The 23,295-nt window shown below is 60.6% G+C and carries 20 protein-coding genes and 2 pseudogenes; 12 read left to right on the top strand and 10 right to left on the bottom strand.

The window, feature by feature from the left end; translation table 11 throughout:
* Positions 1 to 16 precede the first annotated feature (16 nt).
* From ACYZT2_RS19570 to ACYZT2_RS19560, 3 genes are all read left to right on the top strand, one after another.
* Positions 17 to 517, top strand: a complete 501-nt coding sequence (locus tag ACYZT2_RS19570) for a sigma-70 family RNA polymerase sigma factor (RefSeq protein ID WP_461966559.1) — start codon at positions 17 to 19, stop codon at positions 515 to 517.
* 171 nt (positions 518 to 688) lie between these two features.
* On the top strand, positions 689 to 1,663 hold the full coding sequence (locus ACYZT2_RS19565; protein WP_461966557.1) for a FecR family protein: 975 nt from the start codon (positions 689 to 691) through the stop codon (positions 1,661 to 1,663).
* A gap of 97 nt (positions 1,664 to 1,760) precedes the next feature.
* Positions 1,761 to 4,184, top strand: a complete 2,424-nt coding sequence (locus ACYZT2_RS19560; RefSeq protein WP_461966555.1) for a TonB-dependent siderophore receptor — start codon at positions 1,761 to 1,763, stop codon at positions 4,182 to 4,184.
* Positions 4,185 to 4,297: 113 nt separating this feature from the next.
* Here the strand turns inward: ACYZT2_RS19560 and ACYZT2_RS19555 are convergent, their stop codons facing one another.
* On the bottom strand, positions 4,298 to 5,449 hold the full coding sequence (locus tag ACYZT2_RS19555) for an MFS transporter (RefSeq protein WP_461966553.1): 1,152 nt from the start codon (positions 5,447 to 5,449) through the stop codon (positions 4,298 to 4,300).
* A gap of 177 nt (positions 5,450 to 5,626) precedes the next feature.
* Here ACYZT2_RS19555 and ACYZT2_RS19550 point away from each other — a divergent pair, with 177 nt between their 5' ends.
* Positions 5,627 to 6,607 carry a diaminopimelate epimerase gene (locus ACYZT2_RS19550; RefSeq protein WP_461966551.1) on the top strand — a complete coding sequence of 327 codons (981 nt, stop codon included), beginning with the start codon at positions 5,627 to 5,629 and terminating at the stop codon, positions 6,605 to 6,607.
* Between the two features lie 131 nt (positions 6,608 to 6,738).
* Here ACYZT2_RS19550 and codA read toward each other — a convergent pair whose 3' ends face one another.
* The 5 genes from codA to ACYZT2_RS19525 all read right to left on the bottom strand — a co-directional run bounded on the left by codA (position 6,739) and on the right by ACYZT2_RS19525 (position 12,099).
* A complete protein-coding gene (codA, locus tag ACYZT2_RS19545; RefSeq protein ID WP_461966549.1) occupies positions 6,739 to 7,986 on the bottom strand; it encodes a cytosine deaminase in 1,248 nt (415 codons plus the stop codon).
* 13 nt (positions 7,987 to 7,999) lie between these two features.
* The gene (gene codB / locus ACYZT2_RS19540; protein WP_461966547.1) at positions 8,000 to 9,271 is read right to left on the bottom strand and encodes a cytosine permease; all 1,272 of its coding nucleotides are present in this window, start codon (positions 9,269 to 9,271) and stop codon (positions 8,000 to 8,002) included.
* A gap of 249 nt (positions 9,272 to 9,520) precedes the next feature.
* Positions 9,521 to 10,351, bottom strand: coding sequence for an alpha/beta fold hydrolase (locus tag ACYZT2_RS19535; RefSeq protein ID WP_461966545.1), 831 nt, complete (start codon positions 10,349 to 10,351; stop codon positions 9,521 to 9,523).
* A 226-nt stretch (positions 10,352 to 10,577) separates the two neighbouring features.
* Positions 10,578 to 10,934 (bottom strand): 6-carboxytetrahydropterin synthase QueD, encoded by a 357-nt coding sequence (queD, locus tag ACYZT2_RS19530; protein WP_461966543.1) that lies wholly within the window; start codon positions 10,932 to 10,934, stop codon positions 10,578 to 10,580.
* An 85-nt stretch (positions 10,935 to 11,019) separates the two neighbouring features.
* Positions 11,020 to 12,099: a patatin-like phospholipase family protein gene (locus tag ACYZT2_RS19525; protein ID WP_461973178.1), complete on the bottom strand. Its 1,080-nt coding sequence runs from the start codon at positions 12,097 to 12,099 to the stop codon at positions 11,020 to 11,022.
* A gap of 276 nt (positions 12,100 to 12,375) precedes the next feature.
* Between ACYZT2_RS19525 and ACYZT2_RS19520 the strand changes: the two genes are divergently transcribed.
* From ACYZT2_RS19520 to ACYZT2_RS19505, 4 genes are read left to right on the top strand one after another with little or no spacing between them, the layout of a single operon-like run.
* Positions 12,376 to 12,684: a PepSY domain-containing protein gene (locus tag ACYZT2_RS19520; protein ID WP_461966541.1), complete on the top strand. Its 309-nt coding sequence runs from the start codon at positions 12,376 to 12,378 to the stop codon at positions 12,682 to 12,684.
* Entirely contained in the window at positions 12,684 to 13,004 is a 321-nt protein-coding gene (locus ACYZT2_RS19515; RefSeq protein WP_052963131.1) for a PepSY domain-containing protein, read from the top strand. Before ACYZT2_RS19520 ends, ACYZT2_RS19515 begins: the two co-directional genes overlap by 1 nt.
* A 3-nt stretch (positions 13,005 to 13,007) precedes the next feature.
* Entirely contained in the window at positions 13,008 to 13,676 is a 669-nt protein-coding gene (locus tag ACYZT2_RS19510; RefSeq protein WP_461966539.1) for a response regulator transcription factor, read from the top strand.
* The gene (locus ACYZT2_RS19505) at positions 13,673 to 14,986 is read left to right on the top strand and encodes a sensor histidine kinase (RefSeq protein WP_461966537.1); all 1,314 of its coding nucleotides are present in this window, start codon (positions 13,673 to 13,675) and stop codon (positions 14,984 to 14,986) included. The genes ACYZT2_RS19510 and ACYZT2_RS19505 overlap by 4 nt, the downstream gene beginning before the upstream one ends.
* Positions 14,987 to 15,267: 281 nt before the next feature.
* On the opposite strand, the gene ACYZT2_RS19500 is transcribed toward ACYZT2_RS19505, so the two are convergent.
* Entirely contained in the window at positions 15,268 to 15,972 is a 705-nt protein-coding gene (locus ACYZT2_RS19500; protein ID WP_461973175.1) for a methyl-accepting chemotaxis protein, read from the bottom strand.
* Positions 15,973 to 16,173: 201 nt separating this feature from the next.
* Positions 16,174 to 16,230: pseudogene (locus ACYZT2_RS19495) on the bottom strand (hypothetical protein); the annotation flags it as partial.
* Between the two features lie 1,560 nt (positions 16,231 to 17,790).
* Here ACYZT2_RS19495 and ACYZT2_RS19490 point away from each other — a divergent pair.
* The 4 genes and pseudogenes from ACYZT2_RS19490 (at position 17,791) to ACYZT2_RS19475 (ending at position 21,466) form a co-directional block, all read left to right on the top strand.
* Positions 17,791 to 19,107 carry a Na+/H+ antiporter family protein gene (locus tag ACYZT2_RS19490; RefSeq protein WP_461966535.1) on the top strand — a complete coding sequence of 439 codons (1,317 nt, stop codon included), beginning with the start codon at positions 17,791 to 17,793 and terminating at the stop codon, positions 19,105 to 19,107.
* A 65-nt stretch (positions 19,108 to 19,172) separates the two neighbouring features.
* Positions 19,173 to 20,063: pseudogene (locus ACYZT2_RS19485) on the top strand (cache domain-containing protein); the annotation flags it as partial.
* An 84-nt stretch (positions 20,064 to 20,147) separates the two neighbouring features.
* The gene (locus ACYZT2_RS19480; protein WP_461973173.1) at positions 20,148 to 20,969 is read left to right on the top strand and encodes a methyl-accepting chemotaxis protein; all 822 of its coding nucleotides are present in this window, start codon (positions 20,148 to 20,150) and stop codon (positions 20,967 to 20,969) included.
* A gap of 338 nt (positions 20,970 to 21,307) precedes the next feature.
* A complete protein-coding gene (locus tag ACYZT2_RS19475) occupies positions 21,308 to 21,466 on the top strand; it encodes a metallothionein (RefSeq protein WP_030131524.1) in 159 nt (52 codons plus the stop codon).
* 70 nt (positions 21,467 to 21,536) lie between these two features.
* Here the strand turns inward: ACYZT2_RS19475 and ACYZT2_RS19470 are convergent, their stop codons facing one another.
* Entirely contained in the window at positions 21,537 to 21,764 is a 228-nt protein-coding gene (locus ACYZT2_RS19470; RefSeq protein WP_008071169.1) for a DUF6555 family protein, read from the bottom strand.
* Positions 21,765 to 22,137: 373 nt separating this feature from the next.
* A complete protein-coding gene (locus tag ACYZT2_RS19465; RefSeq protein ID WP_461966532.1) occupies positions 22,138 to 23,094 on the bottom strand; it encodes a nucleoside-specific channel-forming protein Tsx in 957 nt (318 codons plus the stop codon).
* Positions 23,095 to 23,295: the final 201 nt, after the last annotated feature.

The raw sequence follows: 23,295 nt of genomic DNA, 5'->3' as shown, positions 1-23,295 counted from the left end.
CCCACAGCACACCGCAATGACCCCCAAGCTGCCCCGCAGACACGGCTTTTTCGAGCATTACGAAGAGTTGATCGGCACCTGGACCCGTCGCCTGAGAAATCGTCAGCAGGCCGAGGACCTGGCCCACGACACCTTCGTGAGGGTGCTCGAGTGCGATTCGGCGGCGGTGCACCAACCTCGGGCGTATTTGCACCAGACTGCGCGCAATATCGCGGTGGACGGTTATCGGCGTGAGGATCGGCGCAGTGCCATGGAGTCGGCGGCGATCGATCACAGTGTGTCGTCGTCCGGCGACCCGGAGCATTTCATGCACGCGATCCAGTTGGCGGATTCCATCGAACGGGCGCTCACCGAGCTACCGGTCAACTGTCGCAAGGTGTTCGTCTGGCAGAAGATCGAAGGCCTGACCCAGGCCGAAATCGCCGAACGCCTGGGGCTGTCCAAGAACATGGTGGAAAAGTATATGATCCGCACCCTGCGGCATTTGCGTGATCGCCTGGACGGACTACAGCCATGATTCTTCGCAGCCCGAAAAGATCGCCAGCCTCTGTAGGAGCTGGCGACGCCTGCGATCTTTTGATCTTGCTCTCCAGCGGTTTCAAGACAGTCAAAAGATCGCAGCCTTCGGCAGCTCCTACGAAAGGCAGCTGCGGTGCGCCCTTTCATCCCCAGCCAAACAGGACTTTCCATGATGGATACTCGTGATTGTGCGTGCGGGCAAACAACGGTTCGCGACGACGCGGCGCGGTGGTTTGTGCGTTTGCAGGAACCTGTCGTCAACGCCGAAGAGCGGCGAGGCTTCGAGATCTGGCTGGACGAACACCCTCAGCATCGCGATGAATATCAAATGCTCCAGAGCTTGTGGGCGGCAACAGATCTGCTGCCGGCCAAGCGTTTGCACGCCTTGTGCGAAACCCCGACGGCGCGCCGCACACGTCATCCGCTGGTGCGTTACGCGGTGGCCGCCAGTGTGTTGGCGGTGGCGCTCGGCCTGGGGTTGTTCAGTGGCTTGAACCCTCCGGCGACCTACACGGTTGAATATTCCACGGCCCTTGGCGAACGTCGTCATGTGGCGTTGCCGGACGGTTCGGTGATTGATCTGAATAGCCGCAGTCGGGTGCAGGTGCGCTATGAAAAAGATCGTCGCGGCATCGAGTTGACGCAAGGCGAGGCGATGTTCAGCGTCGAGCACGACAGCAGCCGACCGTTCGTGGTCGAGGCGGGCAGCGGCAAAGTGATAGTCACTGGTACCCGTTTCGACGTGCGTCGCGACAGCACCGAAACCCGTGTCGTAGTAGAGCAGGGCACGGTCAAGGTGCAAGGTGACGGCGCCGATTTCGTCAGCCTTACCGCCGGCCTCGGCACTCGCGTCGATGCCCTGGGGAAGGTGGCCGCCGCCTATACGGTCAACCCTGCGGAACTGACCGCGTGGCGCAGCGGCAAACTGGTGTTCAACAACGCCAGCCTCAGCGAAGTGGCCGAGGAGGTGTCGCGTTATCGGGAAAAGCCGCTGACGGTCGGTAGCGCCAAAGTGGGCAATATGCGCCTGACCAGCGTGTTCAAATCCGACAACACCGACGCGCTGCTCAAGGCCTTGCCGAGCATTCTGCCGGTGGCCATTCGGACCCTCGATGACGGCAGTCAGGAAATAATTGCCCGATAGAGTCAGGTTTTTTTCGAGTTCTTCGTCTTCTTGTCCAACTGCAACTGGTTTGCATTAACAGCCGCACACTCTTGCGATCCACAGGACAATGTTCGACGTGAAGAAAACCACCGCTAAAAATAACAAAACATCCTGGCTGCCCCTCGCTCTCGCCCTGGCGGTCAGCTCGGCGCTGCCCCAGGCGTTCGCTGCCAATGCCATTCATATTCAGGCGCAGCCGCTGGGTCAGGCCTTGAGTCAGCTGGGTCAGCAAACCTCGCTGCAGGTTTTTTTCAGCCCTGAACTGGTGGCCGGCAAACAGGCCCCGGCAGTGGACGGTAATCTTTCGCCAGAACAAGCCTTGCGCCAATTGCTGCAAGGCAGCGGTCTGGAATATCAGATCGATGAAGGCTCGGTGACCCTGATGCCTGCCCCGACTTCCGCCGCCAACGGTCCGCTGGAGTTGGGCGTGACCGACATCAAAGTGGTCGGCGACTGGCTCGGCGATGCCGACGCCGCCGTGGTGCAGAACCATCCCGGCGCGCGCACGGTGATTCGTCGTGAAGCCATGGTCGAGCAGGGCGCCATGAACGTTGGTGACGTATTGCGTCGTGTACCCGGCGTGCAAGTACAGGACGCCAACGGCACCGGCGGCAGCGATATTTCCCTGAACGTCGGCGTGCGCGGCCTGACCTCGCGCCTGTCGCCACGCTCCACCGTGCTGATCGACGGCGTGCCGGCCGCCTTCGCCCCTTATGGGCAACCGCAGCTGTCCATGGCACCGATTTCTTCCGGCAACCTCGACAGCATCGACGTGGTGCGTGGCGCCGGTTCCGTGCGTTATGGGCCACAAAACGTGGGTGGCGTGATCAACTTCGTCACCCGCGCGATCCCGGAGAAAGCCACCGGCGAAATCGGCACCACCCTGGAAACCACTCAGCGCGGTGGCTGGAAACACATCGACACTGCGTTTCTCGGTGGCACCGCCGATAACGGCATGGGCGTGGCGCTGTTGTATTCCGGCGTGAATGGCAACGGTTATCGCAAAAGCAACAACAGCAATGACATCGACGACGTGATCCTCAAGACCCATTGGGCGCCCACCGACCAGGACGATCTCAGCCTCAATTTCCATTACTACGACGCCAGCGCCGACATGCCCGGTGGCCTGACGCAGAAGCAGTACGACGCTGATCCGTTTCAGTCCGACCGCGACCATGACAACTTCAGCGGCCGCCGCAAGGACGTGTCCTTCAAGTGGATTCGGCAGATCGACGACCGTACCCAGGCCGAAGTGCTGACCTACTATTCCGACAGCTTCCGTGGTAGCACCATCGCCGCTCGCGACCAGAGAACGCTCAGTTCCTATCCGCGCACTTACTACACCTTCGGCATCGAACCGCGCGTGTCCCATGTGTTCGATCTGGGCCCGACCACTCAGGAGGCCAGTGTCGGTTATCGCTACCTGAAAGAGGGCATGCATGAAGAGGCGAGCCGCCTGGCGCTGGTGAACAATCAGCCGGTGGTCACCAGAACCTCCGATGGTCATGTGTTCCAGGATCGCACCGGCGGCACCGAAGCCCACGCCGTTTACATCGATGACAAGATCGACGTCGGCAACTGGACCGTGACACCCGGCATCCGTTTTGAAAGCATCAGCACCGAATGGCACGACCGGCCGGTTCTCGACACCGCCGGCAAACCTGTGCAGGAAAAACGCCGCAGCATCGACAGCAACGAACCGCTGCCGGCCCTGAGCGTGATGTATCACATGTCCGAGGCCTGGAAGCTTTTCGCCAACTACGAAACCTCATTTGGCAGCCTGCAATATTTCCAGCTCGGTCAGGGTGGTTCGGGTGACAACACCGCCAATGGCCTGAACCCGGAAAAGGCCAAGACTTACGAGATCGGTACGCGCTACAACGATGATGTGTGGGGCGGGGAAGTGACGCTGTTCTACATCGACTTCGATAAAGAACTGCAATACATCAGCAACGATGTGGGCTGGACCAACCTCGGCGCCACCACGCACCAGGGCCTTGAAGCCTCGGTGCACTACGACATGGCGGCGCTGGACCCACGGCTCGACGGCCTGACCGCCAGCGCCGGTTTCACCTACACTCGCGCCGTTTATGAAGGCGAGATTCCGGGCTTCAAGGGCCGTGACCTACCGTTCTACTCGCGTCAGGTGGCGACCGCCGGCCTGCGTTACGACGTCAACCGCTGGACCTACAACCTCGATGCTTTTGCCCAGTCCAAACAGCGCTCGCCGGGCACCGCGGTGAACGCTGATGGCAGTTTCAGCGGCAACTACATCACTGAAGGCAGCGCGGACGGCCAGTACGGCGACATCCCGGGTTACGTCACCTGGAACGTGCGTGGCGGTTATGACTTCGGCTCGCAACTGTCGAACCTGAAAGTCGGCGCGGGGGTGAAGAACATTTTCGACAAGCAATACTTCACCCGCTCCAGCGACAACAACTCGGGGATGTACGTCGGCGCACCGCGTACATTCTTTGTGCAGGCCAGCGTCGGGTTCTGATAGACCGAGGTGGATTCATCGCGAGCAGGCTCGCTCCCACAATAGATCTTCGGTGAACACAACATTTGTGTACGACGCGGATCAAATGTGGGAGCGAGCCTGCTCGCGATGCTTTAAACCTTCAACACCTTGCCACCAATCGCCACGGCCACCAGCAACACCGCCATCAACCCAAAGGCAAAACTCAAGCTGCTGCCATGGGCGATAAAGCCGATCACCGCAGGCCCGGCGAGAATCCCTGCATAACCCAGAGTGGTAATGGCCGGCACGGCAATGCTTTGCGGCATGACGGTCTGTTTGCCCACGGCGGTATAGAGCACCGGCACAATGTTCGAACAGCCAGCGCCCAGCAGCGCATAACCCACCAGTGCCGCTTCCCAACTCGGTGCGAATGTCGCCAGCGCCAGGCCCGTCGCAGCCGTCGACCCACCAAACACAATCACTCGTGTAGCACCGAGGCGCCGGACAATGGCATCGCCGGTCAAACGCCCGACGGTCATGGTCAGGGCAAACGCCGCGTAACCCAGCCCTGCATATGCCGTGTCGATCCCGCGCTCCTGTGCCAGGAACACCGCGCTCCAGTCGAGCGCCGCGCCTTCGGCCAGGAACACGATGAAACACATCCCGCCGATAAACAGCACGATGCCATGCGGCACGGCAAACGCCGGGCCGGAGCTTTCGCTGCCATAGGGCAACAGATGCGGCGCGGCCTTGAGCAACGCCACCACCAGCAGCACGATCACCACCAGCATCGCCCCCAGTGGCGACATCCCCAAGCCGAGCAGGGCGCTGACACCCGCCGCGCCGACGATTCCGCCGAGGCTGAACAACCCATGAAACCCTGACATCATGGTCTTGCCGCTGGCCCGCTCGACGATCACCGCTTGCAGGTTCACCGTCGAGTCCACCGTGCCCAGGCCCGCGCCAAACATGAACAACGCGGCGATCAACGCGGGAATTGAAGACACCGTCGCCAACAGCGGCAGTGCCGCACAGATCAACAAAGTCCCGCCGCTCAATACCCGACGGCAGCCGAAACGCGTAGCCAGAATACCGGCCATGGGCATCGCCAGAATCGAGCCCACCCCCAGACACAGCAGCAACAGCCCGAGGGTTCCTTCATCCAGCCCGGCCCGCGCCTTGGCGTAAGGCACCAGCGGCGCCCAGGCCGCGATGCCGAAGCCTGCGATGAAGAAGGCGATGCGGGTGGACATCTGTTCCAGACGTCCGGGGACGAAGGTGGCTTGGGTGTTGAGGTTGGTCATATCGATCCTTGGCAAAAAACGTTGCGTCCCCAAGGGACAGTGAACAACCGCAAAGGGTTCGATCACCTCGTCCGGGCGGGTCGCAGTCAGGCAGGGTGACATCCTTGCACAGCCAGCCGCTGTTTCGCGATATCGTCGACGTATCAATTGTTCATAGAGGGGGGCGCCAGGACGCGGATGTACGATGCTCGAGGGAATATCTACGTGGTCGTGACGCCGGACGACGTGTGCAGTAGCGGTATCGAATTGCCTGCGCTGGCCAGCCATGCCGCGCAGACCCGTGAGGCCTGGGCAATGTCGGCCATCGAGGCGTTCTGCGCTTGGGCCCCGGGTACACAACCACCCGGCAGCAAGGCACATCGCTGCGATGGTTTGCTGGTGGGGCCGTTTCAATCGTCGCCGCCTTTTGACCTGTTGATCGTCAACACCGATGGCACCCTGGCCGAGCGCAGTGGCAACGGCCTGACGATTTTTTCCCAGGCCCTTGGCGAACAAGGGCTGATACCGGAAGAGGCCTGTCAGCTCCGGGTTCATCACGACAAGAGCGACGCGGTTTCGCCGGTGGAGACTTCAGTCAAACCCGCTGAAATCGATGGCGTGCAGGGGTTCTGGCTGGACCTGGGGCAGCCATCGTTCGGGCCTGAAGCGGTGGGGGCGCAAGGCGTTGAACCCGTGACGTTGAAGGGGCGCGAAGTCAGTCATGTGCGGCCATTGTCAGCGCTCGATTCTGCCTGGAATCACAGCCAGTTCGTGCGCATCGGTAATCCCCATTGCGTAACGTTGGTGACCGGCGCCGATGCGTTGCCGAGTAACGCGCAGATGCGCGAGTCGGCGTTGGCCGAAGGATTGACCCGCATCGCCTACGCCATGCCGACCGGGGCAGGGCAGCCATGTGTGGCAGGGGTGAACCTGCAATGGGCGATGCTTGAATCCGAGGGGCGAATCGTTGCGCGGGTGTTCGAGCGCGGCGAAGGGCCGACCGCCTCGTCGGGCACCAGCGCCAGTGCGGTGGCGTGTGCGGCGTGGCGAGTAGGGTGGGTAGCGGCGGGGGAAGTGAAGGTGGTTATGCCTGGCGGCACGGCGCCGATTTTGCTGGAAGAGTTGGATGGCGAATTGAGTCGGGTCAGGTTGTTTGGTACGGCGCGGTTGATGGGTTGAATTTTAGATCGCCATCGCGAGCAGGCTCGCTCCCACATTAGATCTTTGGTGGACACGGTATTTTGTGTTCACAACGATCCAGTGTGGGAGCGAGCCTGCTCGCGATGGCGTCGGCCCAAACAACCTGAACTTCAGCTCAGATCGCTGCAAAACTCCACCACCGGCATCTGCCGCTTCATCAACACCTTGCCCCCGCGAACCGAATACAGCGGCAAACCCTGACTACGAATCACCTCATAATCACTGTCCGCCGACAGAATCAGCAGATTTGCCGGTCGCCCTTGTTCCAGCCCATAACGATCGCCCAGGTTCATGGCCTTGGCACTGTTATCGGTCACCAGATCCAGTGCGCTTTGCAGATTGCGATAACCCAGCATGTGGCAGATGTGCAATCCAGCCTCGAGCACCCGCAAAATGTTGCCGTTACCCAGCGGATACCACGGATCGACGATCGAATCCTGGCCGAAACACACATTCATCCCCGCTTCGAGCAACTCATTCACCCGGGTCACGCCACGGCGTTTCGGGAAGCTGTCGAAGCGTCCTTGCAGGTGAATGCTTTCGGTCGGGCAGGAGACAAAGTTGATCCTCGAATGCCCGAGCAGCCGAAAGAGCTTGGCGCAATAGGCGTTGTCGTAAGAGCCCATGGCCGTGGTGTGGCTGGCGGTGACGCGTGAGCCCATGTCGCGGCTGCGGGCTTCTTCGGCCAGCACCTCAAGGAAGCGTGAATGCGGGTCATCGGTTTCGTCGCAATGCACGTCCACCAGGCAACCGGTGCGCTCGGCCAGGTCCATGAGGAACTTCACCGAACTGACGCCTTGATCCCGGGTGTATTCGAAATGCGGAATGCCCCCGACTACATCGGCGCCCAGGCGGATCGCTTCTTCCATCAGCTCCCGGCCGTTGCGGTACGACTCGATGCCTTCCTGAGGGAACGCGACGATTTGCAGGTCGATCAGGTGGCGACTTTCCTCGCGGACTTCGAGCATCGCCTTGAGCGCCGTCAGTTCCGGGTCGGTGACATCGACATGGGTGCGCACATGCTGGATGCCGTGGGCGGCGAGGGTCTGGATGGTCTTCTTGGCGCGGGTCTTGGTGTCTTCCTGAGTAATGGTCGCCTTGCGCTCGCCCCAGCACTCGATGCCTTCGAACAGCGTACCGCTCATGTTCCAGCGCGGTTCGCCGGCGGTCAGGGTGGCGTCGAGATGAATGTGTGGCTCGACGAAGGGCGGCACCACCAGATTGCCGCCGGCGTCCAAGTCGTCAGGCCCCAGTGACGGGGCTTCGGTTTGCCGGGCTATGCTGTGAATCAGGCCGTTTTCCAGGTGCAACTCATGCAGGCCTTCTTGGTTGCGCAGACGGGCGTTGATGATGTGCATCAGGCGAATCCTTCTAGAGATCTTGTAGTGGTGCGTCGGCGGTACGGGCACCCAGTACCCCGGTCAATAGCACATACGTTAGCGCGGCGGCGGCAATCCCTACCAGCGGCGCGACCCACGGCGAGCTGAAGGCGGCGATTGTGCCGACCGCGTAAGCGCTCAGCCCCGGCCAGTTGAACGCGGGCAACCGTGTGTCGGCCAGGCGGGGGTAACGACCACGATAGCGAAAGAAAAAGTCCGCCATGATCACCCCGCCAATTGGCGGAATGACCGTGCCCAGCAGAATCAGATAGGGCACCAGCATGTCATACATGCCCAGCAGCGCCAGCAGCGTGCCGATCACCGCGCCAGCCAGGGTAACGGTTCTGCGCCGGCCGGTGCGCAGCAGGTTGCAGCCGGCGACGGCGAAGTTGTAGATGGTATTGTCCTGAGTACTCCAGATGTTGAGCAGCAACATCGCCATCGCGGCCATGGCGAAGCCTTGCAACAGCAGCACTTCAACCACGTCCGGTTGCTGATAGACGATGGCGCCGTAGGCACCGATCAACACCATCAGACCGTTGCCGACGAAGAAGCCGATCAGGCTCGCCAGCACCGCTACCCGCGCCGAACGGGAGAAACGTGTCCAGTTGGTTGCTTGCGTCGCACCGCTGACGAACGTGCCGAACACCAGGGTAATCGCGGTCGACCAATCCAGCGTTCCCGTCGGAACCACCGCGAGCAAGCCCTCGAGTCCGCCGACCTTTACTGTCGCGACCCACATCGACAGCATCAGCAGCAACATCATGGCCGGCACCGCGATGTACGACAGAATTTCAAGCCCGCGATAGCCGATGTATGCCGTGGCACAGAAACCCAGGCCGAACAGCACCATCAGTCCCAGAACCGTGCCGTCGCTCAGTTCGAAATATTTACCGAGTACGACGGCTGCCGTCGCGGTGCCCCAGGCGTACCAGCCGATCTGGGTGAAACCGAGGATCAGGTCGCTGAGTTTGCTGCCTACTTCACCGAAACAGAAACGTCCCATCAACACCGAGTTGAGGCCGCTCTTGAAGGCGATGTAGCCCAACCCCGCGGCGTAGATCCCCAGCAGCAGGTTGCCGACGATAATCACCGCCATCATCTCGCCGAAACTGAACGCCACACCGAGCTTGCCGCCGGCAAACATGGTCGCGGTGAAGAAAGTAAAACCCAGTAGCACCATGGCGGTGGAGGCAAGTCCCTTGCGGGCATGCATCGGGACTTCGCTGAGGGGATAATCGTTGCCCGTATCGTTCTGCGTCATGTGGCGTTCCTTGCTGGATGGAGGACGCGGAGGGTGCTGCAGTGCTCGTGCCAATGGCGCGAGGGTGTTGTTATTTATAGACGAGCAGGCGGATTTGGCTCGGAGAGGGCTCGAAAGCGGTGCGCCTGAAGGAACACAGCACCCATGTGGGAGCGAGCCTGCTCGCGATAGCGGTGGCACATTCACTACTCGGGTGACTGTCAGACCGCTATCGCGAGCAGGCTCGCTCCCACATTAAATGCGGTTTTTTCAGGGGGATTTGTGCAGGGGCAAAAACCGCAATATCGCCGCCACAATCGCCTCCGGCGCATCCTCCTGAACCAGATGCCCGGCATTGGCAATGGCATGAAACTGCGACCCCGCAATCATCTGATGCAGCGCCCGCCCGCGCTCGATGGGAATCCACTGATCGTCCTCCCCCCAAAGAATCTGTACCGGGCAGCGAACCGTCGGGTACAGCTCTTCGACCTCGCGGGTATAACGTTCATCCATCTGCGCGATCTGTCGGTAGAACGCCGCTTGCCCAGGTTCCCCAAGCCATGGCCGAACATAGGGCGCCAGCTCATGATCGGGAATCTCGCGCTTGATCGCGCCGCGAATATAGGCCGGTACAATCGCCTGCTGAATGTAATCGGGCAGTCCACTGAACGCTGCTTCATGCTGGCGCACATGCTGCACGAACGGCGAACCCCAAGGCGATAGCGCCACCGGATCAATCAGCGTCAGGCTGCGGTAATCCTTGCCATTGAGCAGATGCGCGCGCAACGCGGTGGCGCCGCCGAAATCGTGGGCCACCACGTCTGGCCGTTCAAGGCCCCAGTGCTCCAGCAATTGCGCCAACAGTTGGTTTTGTACGCCCAGCGACACATCGCTGTCCGGCTGCGTGGATTGTCCGTAACCCAGCAGATCGAAGTAGTGCACCCGATGCGTGGTAATGAAGTGAGGCGCTATCCGGCGCCATACATAAGAAGAGAAGGGCGTGCCATGCACGAACACCAGCGGCGGACCGTCGCCACGCACGGCGTAGCGCACGGAGTGCCCGTTGAAGCGATAGGTCTGAGCGAGCGGCCAGTCAGCCATGGATACGTCCTCTTGGCGTGTGCGAGCCAAAAAGCATAGGCATAAAAAAACAGCCGTTGAAGGCTGTTTCTCTATTCACTGACGAAACGCAGTTCCACCTGTGGGAGCGGCGGTGCGACGATTCGACTTGCTCGCGAAGGCGTCGTATCAGGCGGCCGCCTTCGCGAGCAAGTCGAATCGTCGCACCGACGCTCCCACAGGGGATTTGCGTTGTCTTCAGATCGGTTTACTCACCGCGATAGATGCAGCCGCTGGTGCAGGTCTCGTGGATACGAATCGCGCTGAGTTCCGGCAGCAGGGGCTTCAATTCAGTCCAGATCCACTTGGCCAGCACTTCGCTGGTCGGGTTTTCCAGGCCGGGAATGTCGTTCAGGTAGTTGTGGTCCAGGCGCTCGTAGAGCGGCTTGAAGATCGCCTTGATTTCCGAGAAATCGCGGATCCAGCCGGTGTGCGGATCGACGTCGCCGCTCAGATGAATCGCCACTTTGAACGAGTGACCGTGCAGACGACCGCACTTGTGGCCGTCCGGCACGAGGGGCAGGCGGTGGGCGGATTCGAAGGTAAATTCTTTAAAAATTTCCACAGTGATGTTCAGCTCTGTCAGGTGGCGATCGCCGCGGCGATGTGGGCAGGCGGCGAGTTTACCAGAGCTCTGGGCAAAACACTGACTAAAGGGTCAGCAAGCGCTCGCCCAAGCGACCGTTGGCGGTCAGTTCGAGGAATTCGTCACCCAGCCTGCGGCTTTCATCCATCGTCGTGCGCCAGTATTTCTGCCGGCTCGGGGCGTCGCCCATGAAGCGCTTGAAATCGTTACGGTCCGGCAGTTTGCCGTAGGGCAGGCGCGACAGATATTCCTTCGACGGCGCCAGCAACAGAACATCCTGCAAACGCGCCGGACAGGCCCGGCGCCACGGCAGGCTCTTGTCGAACCAACCAGGGATCACTCGATCAGTGAAGTGCGGATACAGCACAATGTCGTTGCCGCTGTAGGGCAAGTCGAGGTGATAGTCCAGCAGGCCGCCATCGCGAAACGTCCCGACGCCGGCACCCGGCAGATCGCGCACGCCTTGCATGACCATCGGGATCGAACCCGAGGCGAGCAGGGCCTGGCGCAGGTTGCCGGTATCCATCGCAACGAAGCGCGACGGGAAGTCGTTCAATGCATTGACCGGTGGCGCCAGGCGCGGGTCGTGGATGATCAGCCGCTCGAAATGCCGCGACAGCCGCGCGCGCCCGCGCAGGTTGTCGGCGATCACCGACGACAGGCCCAGCCCCAGCCGACCACGATGATCGTCCGCCAGCAGGCCGTGGCTTTTGACCACCAAGATGTTCAGTCGGTAGTGGGCGTTATCCAGAATCGAGGCATCGCGGCCGTCGAGCAAATCATTGAGCATGCGCCGGGAGCTCTGGCTGATCTGCGCCATGGTCACGCCCTTGGCGAAATTCTGCTCGGTATACAGATGACCGAGGCGGCGGAGGCCTTCGGCGGCATCCGGCAGGCAGGCGCTGGCGAACCGCCAGGAGCCCACCGACGCGCCAATCAGCGAACGCTCCCGGGGCGCCGCCGGTAGCCATTCGCCGAACAGCGCCAGATCCAGCCCTTGAATTCCCAACGCTTTCGGGCCACCGGCGGCACCCGGCAGTGTGCCCACATCAGCGGCGCTCAAGCCATCTGCACGGATGCGCGCCAAGGCGCGCGGGCCGGCCTTGAGGGTCAGGGAAGGGAACTTGATGTGGATCGCGGTCATACCGGTCTCGATGTCTGGCAGGCGGGGGATTATAGAGTGTTTCATTGGCATACAACCCCCGTAGGAGCTGCCGAAGGCTGCGATCTTTTGATTGGCTGCGTCATGAACACCAAAAATCAAAGTCAAAAGATCGCAGCCTTCGGCAGCTCCTACAGGGGATTTGTGTGGGTCAGTGATGTCGCATTGCAATCATCAATGATGGCGATTCAGTTTCAGTTAAGTTCGAATCACTAAGGTAGCTTTCGTAGCAACACATAAAAAAATACGGAGACACCCATGAAAATCCTGACTGCCCTGTTCACCGCCTCCCTCATCAGTCTGACCGCCAGCATCGCCCACGCTTGCGACCTGGGCCCCGACGAAGCCCTGAGACTGCGCGACGCTGGTACCATTGTGTCCTTCGAGAAGCTCAACGCCACGGCATTGGCCAAACACCCCGGCGCCAAAATCAGCGGAACCGAGCTCAAAGAAGAGTATGGCAAGTACATCTACCAGGTGGAACTGCGCGACCCGCAGGGCCTTGAGTGGGACCTGGAACTGGATGCTGTCAGCGGGCAGGTTCTCAAGGATCATCAGGATACGTAATGAAGGTGTTTTCTTTTAATCGGCGCGCCAGCAGTCGTATGGCGCTGGCGCTCCTGGCTTTTTGCTCGGTGGTCATGGCCCGCGACCTGGATCAGGACGAGGCCCTGCGCCTGCGCCAACAAGGTGTGATCCTGCCGCTGGAGCAGCTCTTGCAGCAAGCGCTGGACCTCTATCCCGGGGCCAAGCTGCTGGAAGCCGAGCTTGAGGAAAAGCACGACGTCTACATTTACGAGGTTGAGCTGTTGACCACCGAAGGCGTGGTGCGCGAGCTGGACCTCGACGCCACCACCGGCCACTTACTGAAAGACAAGGAAGATTGACCGATGCGTTTGCTCCTGGTGGAAGACCACGTGCCGCTGGCCGACGAATTGATGGCCGGCCTCAACCGGCAGGGTTACGCCGTGGACTGGCTGGCCGACGGCCGCGATGCGGTGTACCAGGGCAGCAGCGAGCCCTATGACCTGATCATCCTCGACCTCGGCCTGCCGGGTTTGCCGGGGCTCGACGTGCTGGCGCAATGGCGGGCCGGCGGCTTGGCCACGCCGGTGCTGATCCTCACGGCGCGCGGTTCCTGGGCTGAGCGGATCGAAGGCCTCAAGGCCGGCGCAGACGATTACCTGACCAAACCGTTTCACCCTGAAGAGCTGCATCTGCGAGTCCAGGCACTGTTGCGCCGCTCTCACGGTCACGCCAATCAGCCGACGCTCAAGGCCGCCGGTTTGCATCTGGATGAAGGTCGCCAGTGCGTGACCCGCGACGGCGCCGACATCCAGCTCACCGCCGCCGAGTTTCGCCTGCTGCGTTACTTCATGCTGCACCCCGAGCAGATCCTTTCCAAAAGCCACCTCGCCGAACACCTCTACGACGGTGAAACGGAGCGCGATTCCAACGTGCTGGAAGTCCACGTCAATCACCTGCGACGCAAACTCGGCCGCAGCGTGATCGAAACCCGTCGGGGTCAGGGTTACCGGTTCGGCGGGCAAGCCCAGTGAGGTCGATCCAGCGCCGCTTGAGCCTGGGCCTGATCAGCGTGATGGTGATCTTTGGCCTGGTGCTGGCGCAAACCAGTTTATGGCTGTTCGAAATGGGCTTGCAGCGCTACCTGGAAGCGGGGCTGCGCGACGACAGCGAAAACCTGCTGGTGGCGCTGGTGCGTGGGCCGCAGGGGTTGCAACTGGATGAGCGGCACTTGTCGCCGGCCTATCAGCGACCGTTTTCCGGGCATTATTTTCGCATCGACTTTGCCGACAGGCATTGGCGTTCCCGCTCACTATGGGATCAGGATCTGCCGCAGCTCGACCATGTCGGCCTGCACAGCAACCTGCAACTGGGGCCGGGAGGGCAGCAGTTGCTGGTGTTGCGTTCGGACTATCGCCGGTTGGGCCAGGCGATTTCCATTAGCGTGGCACAGGATTACACCCCGATACGTGAGAGTTTCAGCCGCATGCAACAGGTCGGTCTGGGGCTGGGCCTGGCGGGGTTGTTGTTGATTTTGCTGTTGCAACGAATCACCGTGCGCCGCGCCTTGCGCCCGCTGGAAAATGCCCGCGAGCAAATCGCTCAGTTGCAGCAGGGCCAGCGCTCGCAACTCGACGAAGAAGTGCCGCTGGAGCTGGAACCGCTGGTGACGCAGATCAACCATTTGCTGGCCCACACCGAAGACAGCCTCAAGCGTTCGCGCAATGCGCTGGGCAATCTTGGCCATGCCTTGAAAACGCCACTGGCGGTGTTGTTGAGTCTGGCTTCCAGCGAAAAACTCGATGCTCAGCCGCAGCTGCGCAAAGTCATGCAGGCGCAATTGGAGCAGGTTCAGCAACGACTCAATCGCGAACTCAACCGCGCCCGGTTGTCCGGCGATGCACTGCCAGGGGCGCTGTTCGATTGCGATGCCGAACTGCCGGGATTGCTGGCCACGTTGAACATGATTCACGGCGAACACCTCGAGCTGAGCTACCGCGCGCCTGCCGGTTTGCAACTGCCGTGGGATCGCGAAGATCTGCTGGAGTTGCTTGGCAACCTGCTGGACAACGCCTGCAAATGGGCGGATGCCGAGGTGCGGTTGAGCGTGGTCGAAACGACTGAAGGGTTTGAGTTGAGCGTGGAAGACGATGGACCGGGGATACCCGAAGACCAGCGCGCTCAGGTGCTCAGTCGCGGTACCCGGCTTGATGAACAGACGGATGGGCATGGCTTGGGGTTGGGCATCGTGCGCGACATCGTCGACACGTGGGACGGGGTGTTGAAGTTGCAGGAAAGCGAGTGGGAAGGGTTGAAAGTCACGATCGAGTTGCCCAAACGCTAACACCAATCTGAAGGACACCGATAAACCTGTGGGAGCGGGCTTGCTCGCGAAGGCGGCGGTACAGTCAATATCAATGTCGCCTGACACAACGCCTTCGCGAGCAAGCCCGCTCCCACATTGGATCTGTGTTGCCTGCAAATTTTGCGGACAACCGCTAACCCCTGTGGGAGCGAGCCTGCCCGCGATGGCGGTCTGCCGGCCATTTAGATGCTGGATGTGCCATTGCTATCGCGAGCAGGCTCGCTCCCACATTTGGATCTTCGGTGGACGCGGAGTCTGCGTCACACGCGAAACTGATCCATCAAGCTCTGTTGCTGATTCGCCAGGCTGTTAAGCGACTGACTCACCCGCGCCGATTCATTGGCCTGCCCCGACAGCGATTCGGTCACATCCCGAATGGTCGCCACGTTGTTATTGATTTCTTCAGCCACCGCGCTCTGCTCTTCAGCCGCACTGGCAATCTGCAGGTTCATGTCGCTGATCACCGTCACTGCATCACCAATCTGACGCAACGCCGTCACCGCCTGACCGACCTGCTCGACACTGCCCTGAGCCTGGCGATGGCTGTTGTTCATCGAACTCACCACCTCCTGAGTACCGCTCTGCAACTGCTCTATCACCAGGCGGGTTTCCTCCACGGACTCCTGAGTACGCCGTGCCAGATTGCGGACTTCATCGGCCACCACGGCGAAACCGCGTCCTGCTTCACCGGCACGGGCGGCTTCGATGGCGGCATTCAGCGCCAAGAGGTTGGTCTGTTCGGCGATGGCGCGGATCACTTCCAGCACCGAACCGATTTTCTCGCTGTTCGCTGCCAGGCCTTCGACCTGCACCATGGCTGCGCTCATGTCGGCGGCGAGGTGGTCGATGCTGGCGGTGGTGCGGTCGATCACGGTCAAACCCTGACGGGTCGCCTGATCGGCATCGCGCGCTGCTTGTGCCGCCTGCGCGGCGCTGCGGGCGACGTCCTGGGCGGTGGCGCTCATTTCGTGGGACGCGGTGGCGACCTGATCGACCTGACGGTATTGCTGCTCCATGCCGGCGCTGGTCTGGGTGGCGATGGCGGACGACTGATCCGCCGTGCTGCGGGCATCCTGCACCGAGCGTTTCACTTGGGCGATGATCGGTTGCAGCTTGTCGAGGAAACGGTTGAACCAACCGGCCAACTGGCCCAGCTCATCCTGCTTGTCGTAGGCCAGGCGCCGAGTCAGGTCACCTTCGCCGCTGGCAATGTCTTCCAGCATGCGGGCCACGCCGAGGATCGGCCGGGTCACGCTACGCGCCATCAGCCACACCAACAGCAGGCCGACGAGTGCCGCCAGCACACCCAGGCACAGTTCAATCAGCGTACCGGCGGTGTTGCTGTTGTCGAGTTGTTTTTTCAGCGCTTCGGCGGGGCCGACCAGGACCTTCTCTGGCACGTCGAGCAGCACGCCCCAGGATTTGCCACCGGGAATCGGCTGGAACGGCGACAGCACTTTCAGTTGCTGGTTGCTGTGCAGGCTCTCGGTCTTGTTGCTGGTGCTCAGCCTGCGGATCAATTCGGCACCGTTGGCTGTGTCTACGGCGTCCAGGCGTTGGCTGAGTTTGCTGGCGTCCGGGCTGTAGCCGGCGAGCAGACCGACCGGGCTGACGATGCTGACGCTGGTCTGACCGTCATAGAGTTTTTTGCTGGCGCTCTGGCTGATCGCTTGCAGGCTGTTGAGGTTGATGTCCACCGACAGCGAGGCGATGACTTTGCCGTTGACCATCAGCGGGAACACGATGCTGGTCATCAGCACGTTCTGGCCGTCGATCACATAGAAGTAGGGCTCGATCACGCAGGGCTTGAGCGTGGTGCGCGGGCACGTGAACCAGGCGTTGGCCGGCTCGCCGCTGGGGCCGGTGCTGGTGTCGGCCATGTCGCTTTCCGGCAGGGCCATGGAGGTCACCTTGCCAGGCACAGGTTGCGACCAATACAGGGCGAAACGGCCCTTGTCGTTACTGCCCAGCTCCGCCTGGCCGGCGAACAGTTCGTCTTTGCCATCCAGCGCATTGGCTTCGAATACCAGCGACAGGCCGAGCAGTTCCGGGTTGTCTTGCAAGGCTGACTTGACCTGCCGGGTCAGGTCTTCACGCAGGTCGAAGGCATCGAGAAAGCGCTTCTCGGCCTGATCGCGTAAAAACAGCACCTGCCGCGAGAAGCCATGGCCATATTGATAGGCGTCCATGAACTGCTGACGAATACCCAGCGCCTGAACTTCCCCCTGGGACTCGATGCGCGCCTGGGCGGCTTCGGTCAACATCTCCATGCTTGAGGCTTTCACCAGCGCGGAGCTGTGCTCCATGCGATACAGCGAAAGCCCTACCAGCAGGGTCACGATGCCCGCCAGGCACAGCCCGGCCAACAGGGTGATTTTCCATTGGATGGAAAGTTGTCTGAGCGACATGGAAACATCCTTTTATTCGATAAATATCTGAGACTTTGCACGGTATCGGCTGTGATTCGGCTTTCTTTATGTCGTTGTGCCGAATATCGACTCACACCCTTATGGCAACTGATTCACACCCTGTAGGAGCTGCCGAAGGCTGCGATCTTTTGATTTTCAACGCCTCGATGACGCCAGAAGATCAAAAGATCGCAGCCTTCGGCAGCTCCTACAGGGCGTGGTGTTGGCTTTGACAAGGCGGCAGCGGTCCGGCACAGTGCGCGCCCTCTAATAAAACCCTTTTCTTCATCCACTGGCGGCCTCCTACAGACTGCCGGCCGGACTCATTCCGTTTGGCGGTGATTGCCTCACCGCGCTGCTTTTGAGGTAACAACAATGAATGCAGTAATTGCCGCGGTCGGCATCATGCTGATACTCAGCCTGTCCCGCGTGCATGTGGTGATCGCGTTAATCGTGGGCGCGCTGGTCGGCGGCTTGACCGGTGGCCTGGGCATCGACGCGACCCTGAAAGCTTTCAACAGCGGCCTTGGCGGCGGCGCGACGGTTGCGTTGTCCTATGCCTTGCTCGGCGCGTTCGCGGTGGCCATCGCCAAGTCTGGCCTGGCCCATGCGCTGGCCGACAGGGCCTTGGCCATGGTCGATCGCCAGCACGCCAACGGTGGCGGAAGCGTCAAATGGCTGCTGATCGGCCTGCTGTGGGTGGTGGCCATCGCCTCCCAGAACATTTTGCCGATTCATATCGCCTTTATCCCGTTGCTGGTGCCGCCACTGTTATATGTGCTGACCAAACTGCAACTGGACCGTCGATTGATTGCCTGTGTCATCACCTTCGGTTTGATCACGCCGTACATGTTCCTGCCCGTGGGCTTCGGCAATATCTTCCTCAATGAAATCCTGCTGGCCAACGTCGCTCGTAGCGGGGTGGACATCAGCGGCATCAACGTCACCCATGCCATGGGCATTCCGGCGCTGGGCATGGTGTTTGGCCTGGCGGCAGCGTTTATCAGCTACCGCAAGAAGCGCGTTTACGACCTCGAGAAAATCGAGAAAGTCGAACAGGTTGCGGTGCAGTACAACCCGTTGAGCTTGATGGTCGCCGGTCTGGCCATTGCCGCCGCGTTCATTGTTCAGTTGTTGCTGGACTCGATGATTATCGGGGCACTGGCAGGCTTCCTGATCTTTTCTGTGTCGGGCATCGTCAAATGGCGCGACACCGATGACCTGTTCACCGAAGGCATGAAGATGATGGCAATGATCGGCTTCATCATGATCGCCGCGTCCGGGTTTGGCGAAGTGATCAAAGCCACCGGGCAAGTGCAGACGCTGGTCGAAACCTCCGCTTCGTGGATCGGCCACAGCAAAGCCATCGGCGCGCTGCTGATGTTGCTGGTGGGCCTGTTGGTGACCATGGGCATTGGCTCGTCGTTTTCCACCGTTCCGATTCTGGCGGTGATTTTCGTGCCGTTATGCGTGCAACTGGGCTTCAGCCCGATCGCCATCGTGTGCATCGTCGGCACCGCCGGTGCGTTGGGCGATGCCGGGTCACCCGCGTCGGACTCGACCCTGGGCCCGACCTCTGGTCTGAACATCGACGGCCAGCATCACCACATCTGGGACACCGTGGTCCCGACCTTCCTGCACTACAACCTGCCGCTGCTGGCGTTTGGCTGGGTGGCGGCGATGGTGTTGTAACGGCTACTACCCCTGTGGGAGCGAGCCTGCTCGCGATTGCGATCTGTCAGTCACATTGAGGCTGAATGTATTGCCGCCATCGCGAGCAGGCTCGCTCCCACAAAGACCGCGTTCAACTTTTGAATTGGCGTGCCGTTATAGCCTTTAACCACGCCAACAAAATCAAAAGAGTGAACGCCATGCGCATGAGCCTGAAGGCTAAAGTCCTGTCCCTTGCCGTCCTCCCGGTGCTGCTCTTTGCGTTGGTCATCAGCCTGACCATGCTGTTCATTCTGCAGGAACAGGCCCGCAAGGAAGTCGAGGAAACCCGTCAGCGCCTGCTCAGCGATGCCAAGGCGACTCTGCAAAGTTACGTCGCTGTCGCCATGACCACGATCAAACCGCTCTACGACGCAGCCGCCCCCGGCGATGATGCGGCGCGGGCGCAGGTGATCAAGTTGCTGTCGAGCATCACCTACGGCAAGGACGGCTATTTCTTCGGCTACGACTCCAACACCGTGCGCCTGTTCAAGGCCAACAGCCCCGAAGGTGTGGGCCAGAGCTTCAAGGACAACCGCGATCCGAGCGGCGTCTACGTCAACCGTGACCTGGTGAAAGTCGCCAAGGACGGTACCCACTACCTGCAATACAGCTCGACGCTGCCCGGTAACACCCAAGTGCTTGTGCCCAAGCTCGGTTACACCGAATACCTGTCGAAATGGGACATGGCGTTCGGTACGGCGGTCAACCTCGACGGCATCGAAGCTCAGGTCGCGTTAGTTGAAGCCAAGGTCCAGGAGCGCATGCAAGGCGTGGTGCTGAGCATTGTCGGGATTGCCGTGGTGGTGCTGTTGGTGATTGCTGCTGCCGGGATGCTGCTGGCCAACACCATTCTGCGTCCGCTGAACCTGATGAAAGCCAACCTCGACGACATCGCGGCGGGCGAGGGCGACCTGACTCGGCGCCTGACCATCACCAGCCAGGATGAACTCGGCGAACTGGCTGGCTCGTTCAACCGTTTTGTCGACAAGATTCACGGTTTGGTACGGCAGATCACTGAAATGACCTCGCAACTGACCGGGCTGGTGAATCAGGTCTCCGATCAGGCCCAGCGCTCGGATCAGGCCATGGAACGTCAGCGTCACGAGACCGATCAGGTGGCCACGGCGATCAACCAAATGTCGGCGGCGGCCCAGGAAGTGGCGAAGAGTGCGCAAAATGCCGCCGTCGCCGCTCAGCAGACCGACGAAGAAGGCCAGGCCGCCAAGCGTGTCGTGGCCGGCAGCATCGTGAAGATTCATGCGCTGGTGGACGACATTCGCAGCAGCGGCGTGTCTCTCGATAGCCTGCAGAAAGACGTGTCGTCGATTGTCAGCGTGCTCGGGGTGATCCGTTCAATTGCCGAGCAGACCAACCTTCTGGCGCTCAACGCCGCCATTGAAGCGGCCCGTGCCGGTGAGGCCGGGCGTGGTTTTGCGGTGGTTGCCGACGAAGTGCGGGCATTGGCCAGTCGCACGCAAATCAGCACCCAGGAAATCCAGGGCATGATCGACCGCTTGCAGGCCGGCACCCAATCGGCAGTCGAAGCCATGCGCCGCTCCAGCGAGGCCGGCGACGGCACGTCGGCCCAAGCCAACGAAGCGGGGGCCTCTCTGGACGCCATGGCCCAGTTGATCGGCACCATCAACTCGATGAACGCCCAGATCGCCAGCGCCGCCGAAGAGCAAACCGCCGTGGCCGAAGAAATCAACCGCAGCGTGCATCAAATTGCCGTGGCCGTAGACAGCGTCGCCGACGAAACCCAGCTCGGCGCGCAGACCTCACGCAGCCTGGCCGACCTCGGTCAACGCCTGGGGCAGCTGGTCGGGCAATTCCGCATTTGATTGATATTGCTTTGTGGCGAGGGGACTTCCAGGCAAATGCGATCTGTAGCAGCTGCCGAGCTTGCGAGGCTGCGTTCGGCTGCGAAGCAGTCGTAAAACCAGAACTTACGGTGCATCAGGCAGCCCCCGTCAGCCGGACTCACGACTGCTTCGCAGCCGAACGCAGCCGAACGCAGGCATCGACAGCTGCTACCGGGATGCGGCATCGCGACTACCCTCATTAGTAAGCAAACACCGCCCAAGCGTTTGTTTGAACCCGTTTGCGCAATGGACGGTCATTTGCTTCAGGTGTCACGCACCCGCGGCACCCGGACGACCCTAACCACGGAGTCAGACTGATGAACGACGGTACCTGCGACTGCCCGAAATGCAACTGTAAGCTGGGTGAACACCCTATCGTGCGTCACGGCAAGCACTATTGCTGTGAAGCCTGCGCCAAGCACCACGAAAACGGCGAACCTTGTGTCACTAAAGGCTGCAAGTGTGCTCAACACTGACCGTTCAGCCAAAAAAGTGGAGCCGTCCAGGCTCCACTTCGGTTTGAATCTTTCCCCTCCTTTTTGACGCTCAACTGGCCGGTCGCCAGGTCACATTCTCGATGCCGAATTTTTCCGCCAGCGGTTTGCTGGTCTTTTGCACCCGTTCACGGCCAAAGCGCGGGATCCGGCCGACTCCGGCGTCGCAACTTGCCCAGTGCCAAGCCTCTGCATTGTCCATTTTGTCCAGGCGGATAATGAAAGACTTGGGCTGGCCATGAAGGGTGTATTCAATAACGAAAAGTTTTGCATTGTTCATAAAGCCTGTATTCCTCCCTGTAGTTATAGAGGGATCGCGAGGCGCGGGGAAAATTCACTCGGATTGTCGCGGTGACAGTGACTGGCGACAGCCGGACGCCTCGTTGTCATGGAGCCTTCCCGGCCCCCCAATGATCCTAGCTTAAGGCCCAAGATGTGTCGGCGGAACCGTCACAGTCGGCATTTATGTTGAATGTTCTGGCCCTATCGCGAGCAGGCTCGCTCCCACAGGATTTGTGACCGATACAGACCTCTGTGGAGCGAGCCTGCTCGCGATGACGGCCTGAAGCCGAACTCAGACCTCAGGCACGCCTTTCTCCCAAACCGACCAATTCTGTCGCAGACGGATACTTCAAGCGTGATTCAAATGAGCCTTAAAACTGATAACCGACACCGGCGTAGTAGCCCCAGCCGTTGGAACGCGCGCGAAAATCACCGTCGCCGAAATTCAACTCACTGCCGTCGTCCCAGTTGCCGCCGTTGTGGAAATAACGGCCGACCAGGGTGAAACGCAAGTGGGTGAAGGCGTAGAGCAACACGTTGGTGGCCACGGTGGCGTTGGCGGTGCGGGCCGGGTTGTCCTTGTGCAGATCGGAGCCGAAGTCGAAGTTGGTGAAACCGATGTAGGTCAACGACGCGCCGTTGCTGAAACTGCTGATGGGCACGATGTACTTGAGTTGGGCGCGGTAGCCGTCCCATGAATACTCGTTGCTGGCGCCATAGTTTTCCCACTGGTAACGGCCATAGAAGTTGGCGGACAGGTTGACCCGCGAATGGGTGTCGATGTCGGTGCCGAGGCCGCTGTAGAGCGTGTTGGCGCGGTTGGCGCGGTTGCTGCCGTGGTCGTAAATCCAGTCGAACGCCACGTACCATTCCTTGAACGGTCCGACGGCCAGGCTGCGGCCGGCCAAGTAGTCGATGGAAATCCGCGGTTCGTGCTCCATGAACACCGGCGAGCCGTGGTCCCACACGCCTTTATCATGGCTGTTGCCGATGTCGAAGATCTTCGGAATGTCGATATAGCCGTACAGCTCGAACGGCCCCTTGCGGCCGAAGTACTCGTATTCCAGGTAGATGTCGTCGGCCGGCTGCGGGCCGAAGCTGATGTCTTTGCTGCCGATGACGGTGAGGTCCTGGTTGAACCAGTCCGACAGGTAGGCGCCTTTCTTCGGCGGGCTGGCTTCAGGGCTGAGGGCTTCGCCCTGGGCGGATTCTTCGGCGGTGGCAGGTTGGGCCAAAACGTGGCTGCTGAGTAGTCCTGTAACGCTGGCCAGCAGCAAGGAAACAGCCAATGTGCGTGAGCAAGTCACGCGGCTAGAGGTGCAATGCATTAAAAATCCCTTTTAGTGCGGATCGAAGCCCGGTGGTGCGGGTTTGCGCGGTTAGGTGGTGAACAGGCCGGTATCGGCGACTAGCAAACGTTTGCACAAGGCATACCAGTTTTGCTCAACGTACGGAAAAATCTAAGGAATTGACGGTTTAACTGTCCTTTCGGTCAAGGAATTCGAGGTGATGGGGAAAGGAGTGGAATT

The organism is Pseudomonas sp. MDT1-85 (assembly GCF_054898065.1).
This window is presented reverse-complemented; position numbering and strand designations above follow the sequence as displayed.

What these genes read in the sequence shown, in the direction of transcription:
- ACYZT2_RS19550 (WP_461966551.1), top strand. Translation starts at nt 5,627, where the DNA reads ATGTACGATGCTCGAGGGAATATCTACGTGGTCGTGACGCCGGACGAC.
- ACYZT2_RS19490 (WP_461966535.1), top strand. Translation starts at nt 17,791, where the DNA reads ATGAATGCAGTAATTGCCGCGGTCGGCATCATGCTGATACTCAGCCTG.
- ACYZT2_RS19510 (WP_461966539.1), top strand. Translation starts at nt 13,008, where the DNA reads ATGCGTTTGCTCCTGGTGGAAGACCACGTGCCGCTGGCCGACGAATTG.
- codA (WP_461966549.1), bottom strand. Translation starts at nt 7,986, where the DNA reads ATGCACATCATCAACGCCCGTCTGCGCAACCAAGAAGGCCTGCATGAG.
- ACYZT2_RS19470 (WP_008071169.1), bottom strand. Translation starts at nt 21,764, where the DNA reads ATGAACAATGCAAAACTTTTCGTTATTGAATACACCCTTCATGGCCAG.
- ACYZT2_RS19475 (WP_030131524.1), top strand. Translation starts at nt 21,308, where the DNA reads ATGAACGACGGTACCTGCGACTGCCCGAAATGCAACTGTAAGCTGGGT.
- codB (WP_461966547.1), bottom strand. Translation starts at nt 9,271, where the DNA reads ATGACGCAGAACGATACGGGCAACGATTATCCCCTCAGCGAAGTCCCG.
- ACYZT2_RS19525 (WP_461973178.1), bottom strand. Translation starts at nt 12,099, where the DNA reads ATGACCGCGATCCACATCAAGTTCCCTTCCCTGACCCTCAAGGCCGGC.
- ACYZT2_RS19515 (WP_052963131.1), top strand. Translation starts at nt 12,684, where the DNA reads ATGAAGGTGTTTTCTTTTAATCGGCGCGCCAGCAGTCGTATGGCGCTG.
- ACYZT2_RS19520 (WP_461966541.1), top strand. Translation starts at nt 12,376, where the DNA reads ATGAAAATCCTGACTGCCCTGTTCACCGCCTCCCTCATCAGTCTGACC.
- ACYZT2_RS19500 (WP_461973175.1), bottom strand. Translation starts at nt 15,972, where the DNA reads ATGAGCGCCACCGCCCAGGACGTCGCCCGCAGCGCCGCGCAGGCGGCA.
- ACYZT2_RS19535 (WP_461966545.1), bottom strand. Translation starts at nt 10,351, where the DNA reads ATGGCTGACTGGCCGCTCGCTCAGACCTATCGCTTCAACGGGCACTCC.
- ACYZT2_RS19565 (WP_461966557.1), top strand. Translation starts at nt 689, where the DNA reads ATGATGGATACTCGTGATTGTGCGTGCGGGCAAACAACGGTTCGCGAC.
- ACYZT2_RS19465 (WP_461966532.1), bottom strand. Translation starts at nt 23,094, where the DNA reads ATGCATTGCACCTCTAGCCGCGTGACTTGCTCACGCACATTGGCTGTT.
- ACYZT2_RS19555 (WP_461966553.1), bottom strand. Translation starts at nt 5,449, where the DNA reads ATGACCAACCTCAACACCCAAGCCACCTTCGTCCCCGGACGTCTGGAA.
- ACYZT2_RS19480 (WP_461973173.1), top strand. Translation starts at nt 20,148, where the DNA reads ATGACCTCGCAACTGACCGGGCTGGTGAATCAGGTCTCCGATCAGGCC.
- ACYZT2_RS19570 (WP_461966559.1), top strand. Translation starts at nt 17, where the DNA reads ATGACCCCCAAGCTGCCCCGCAGACACGGCTTTTTCGAGCATTACGAA.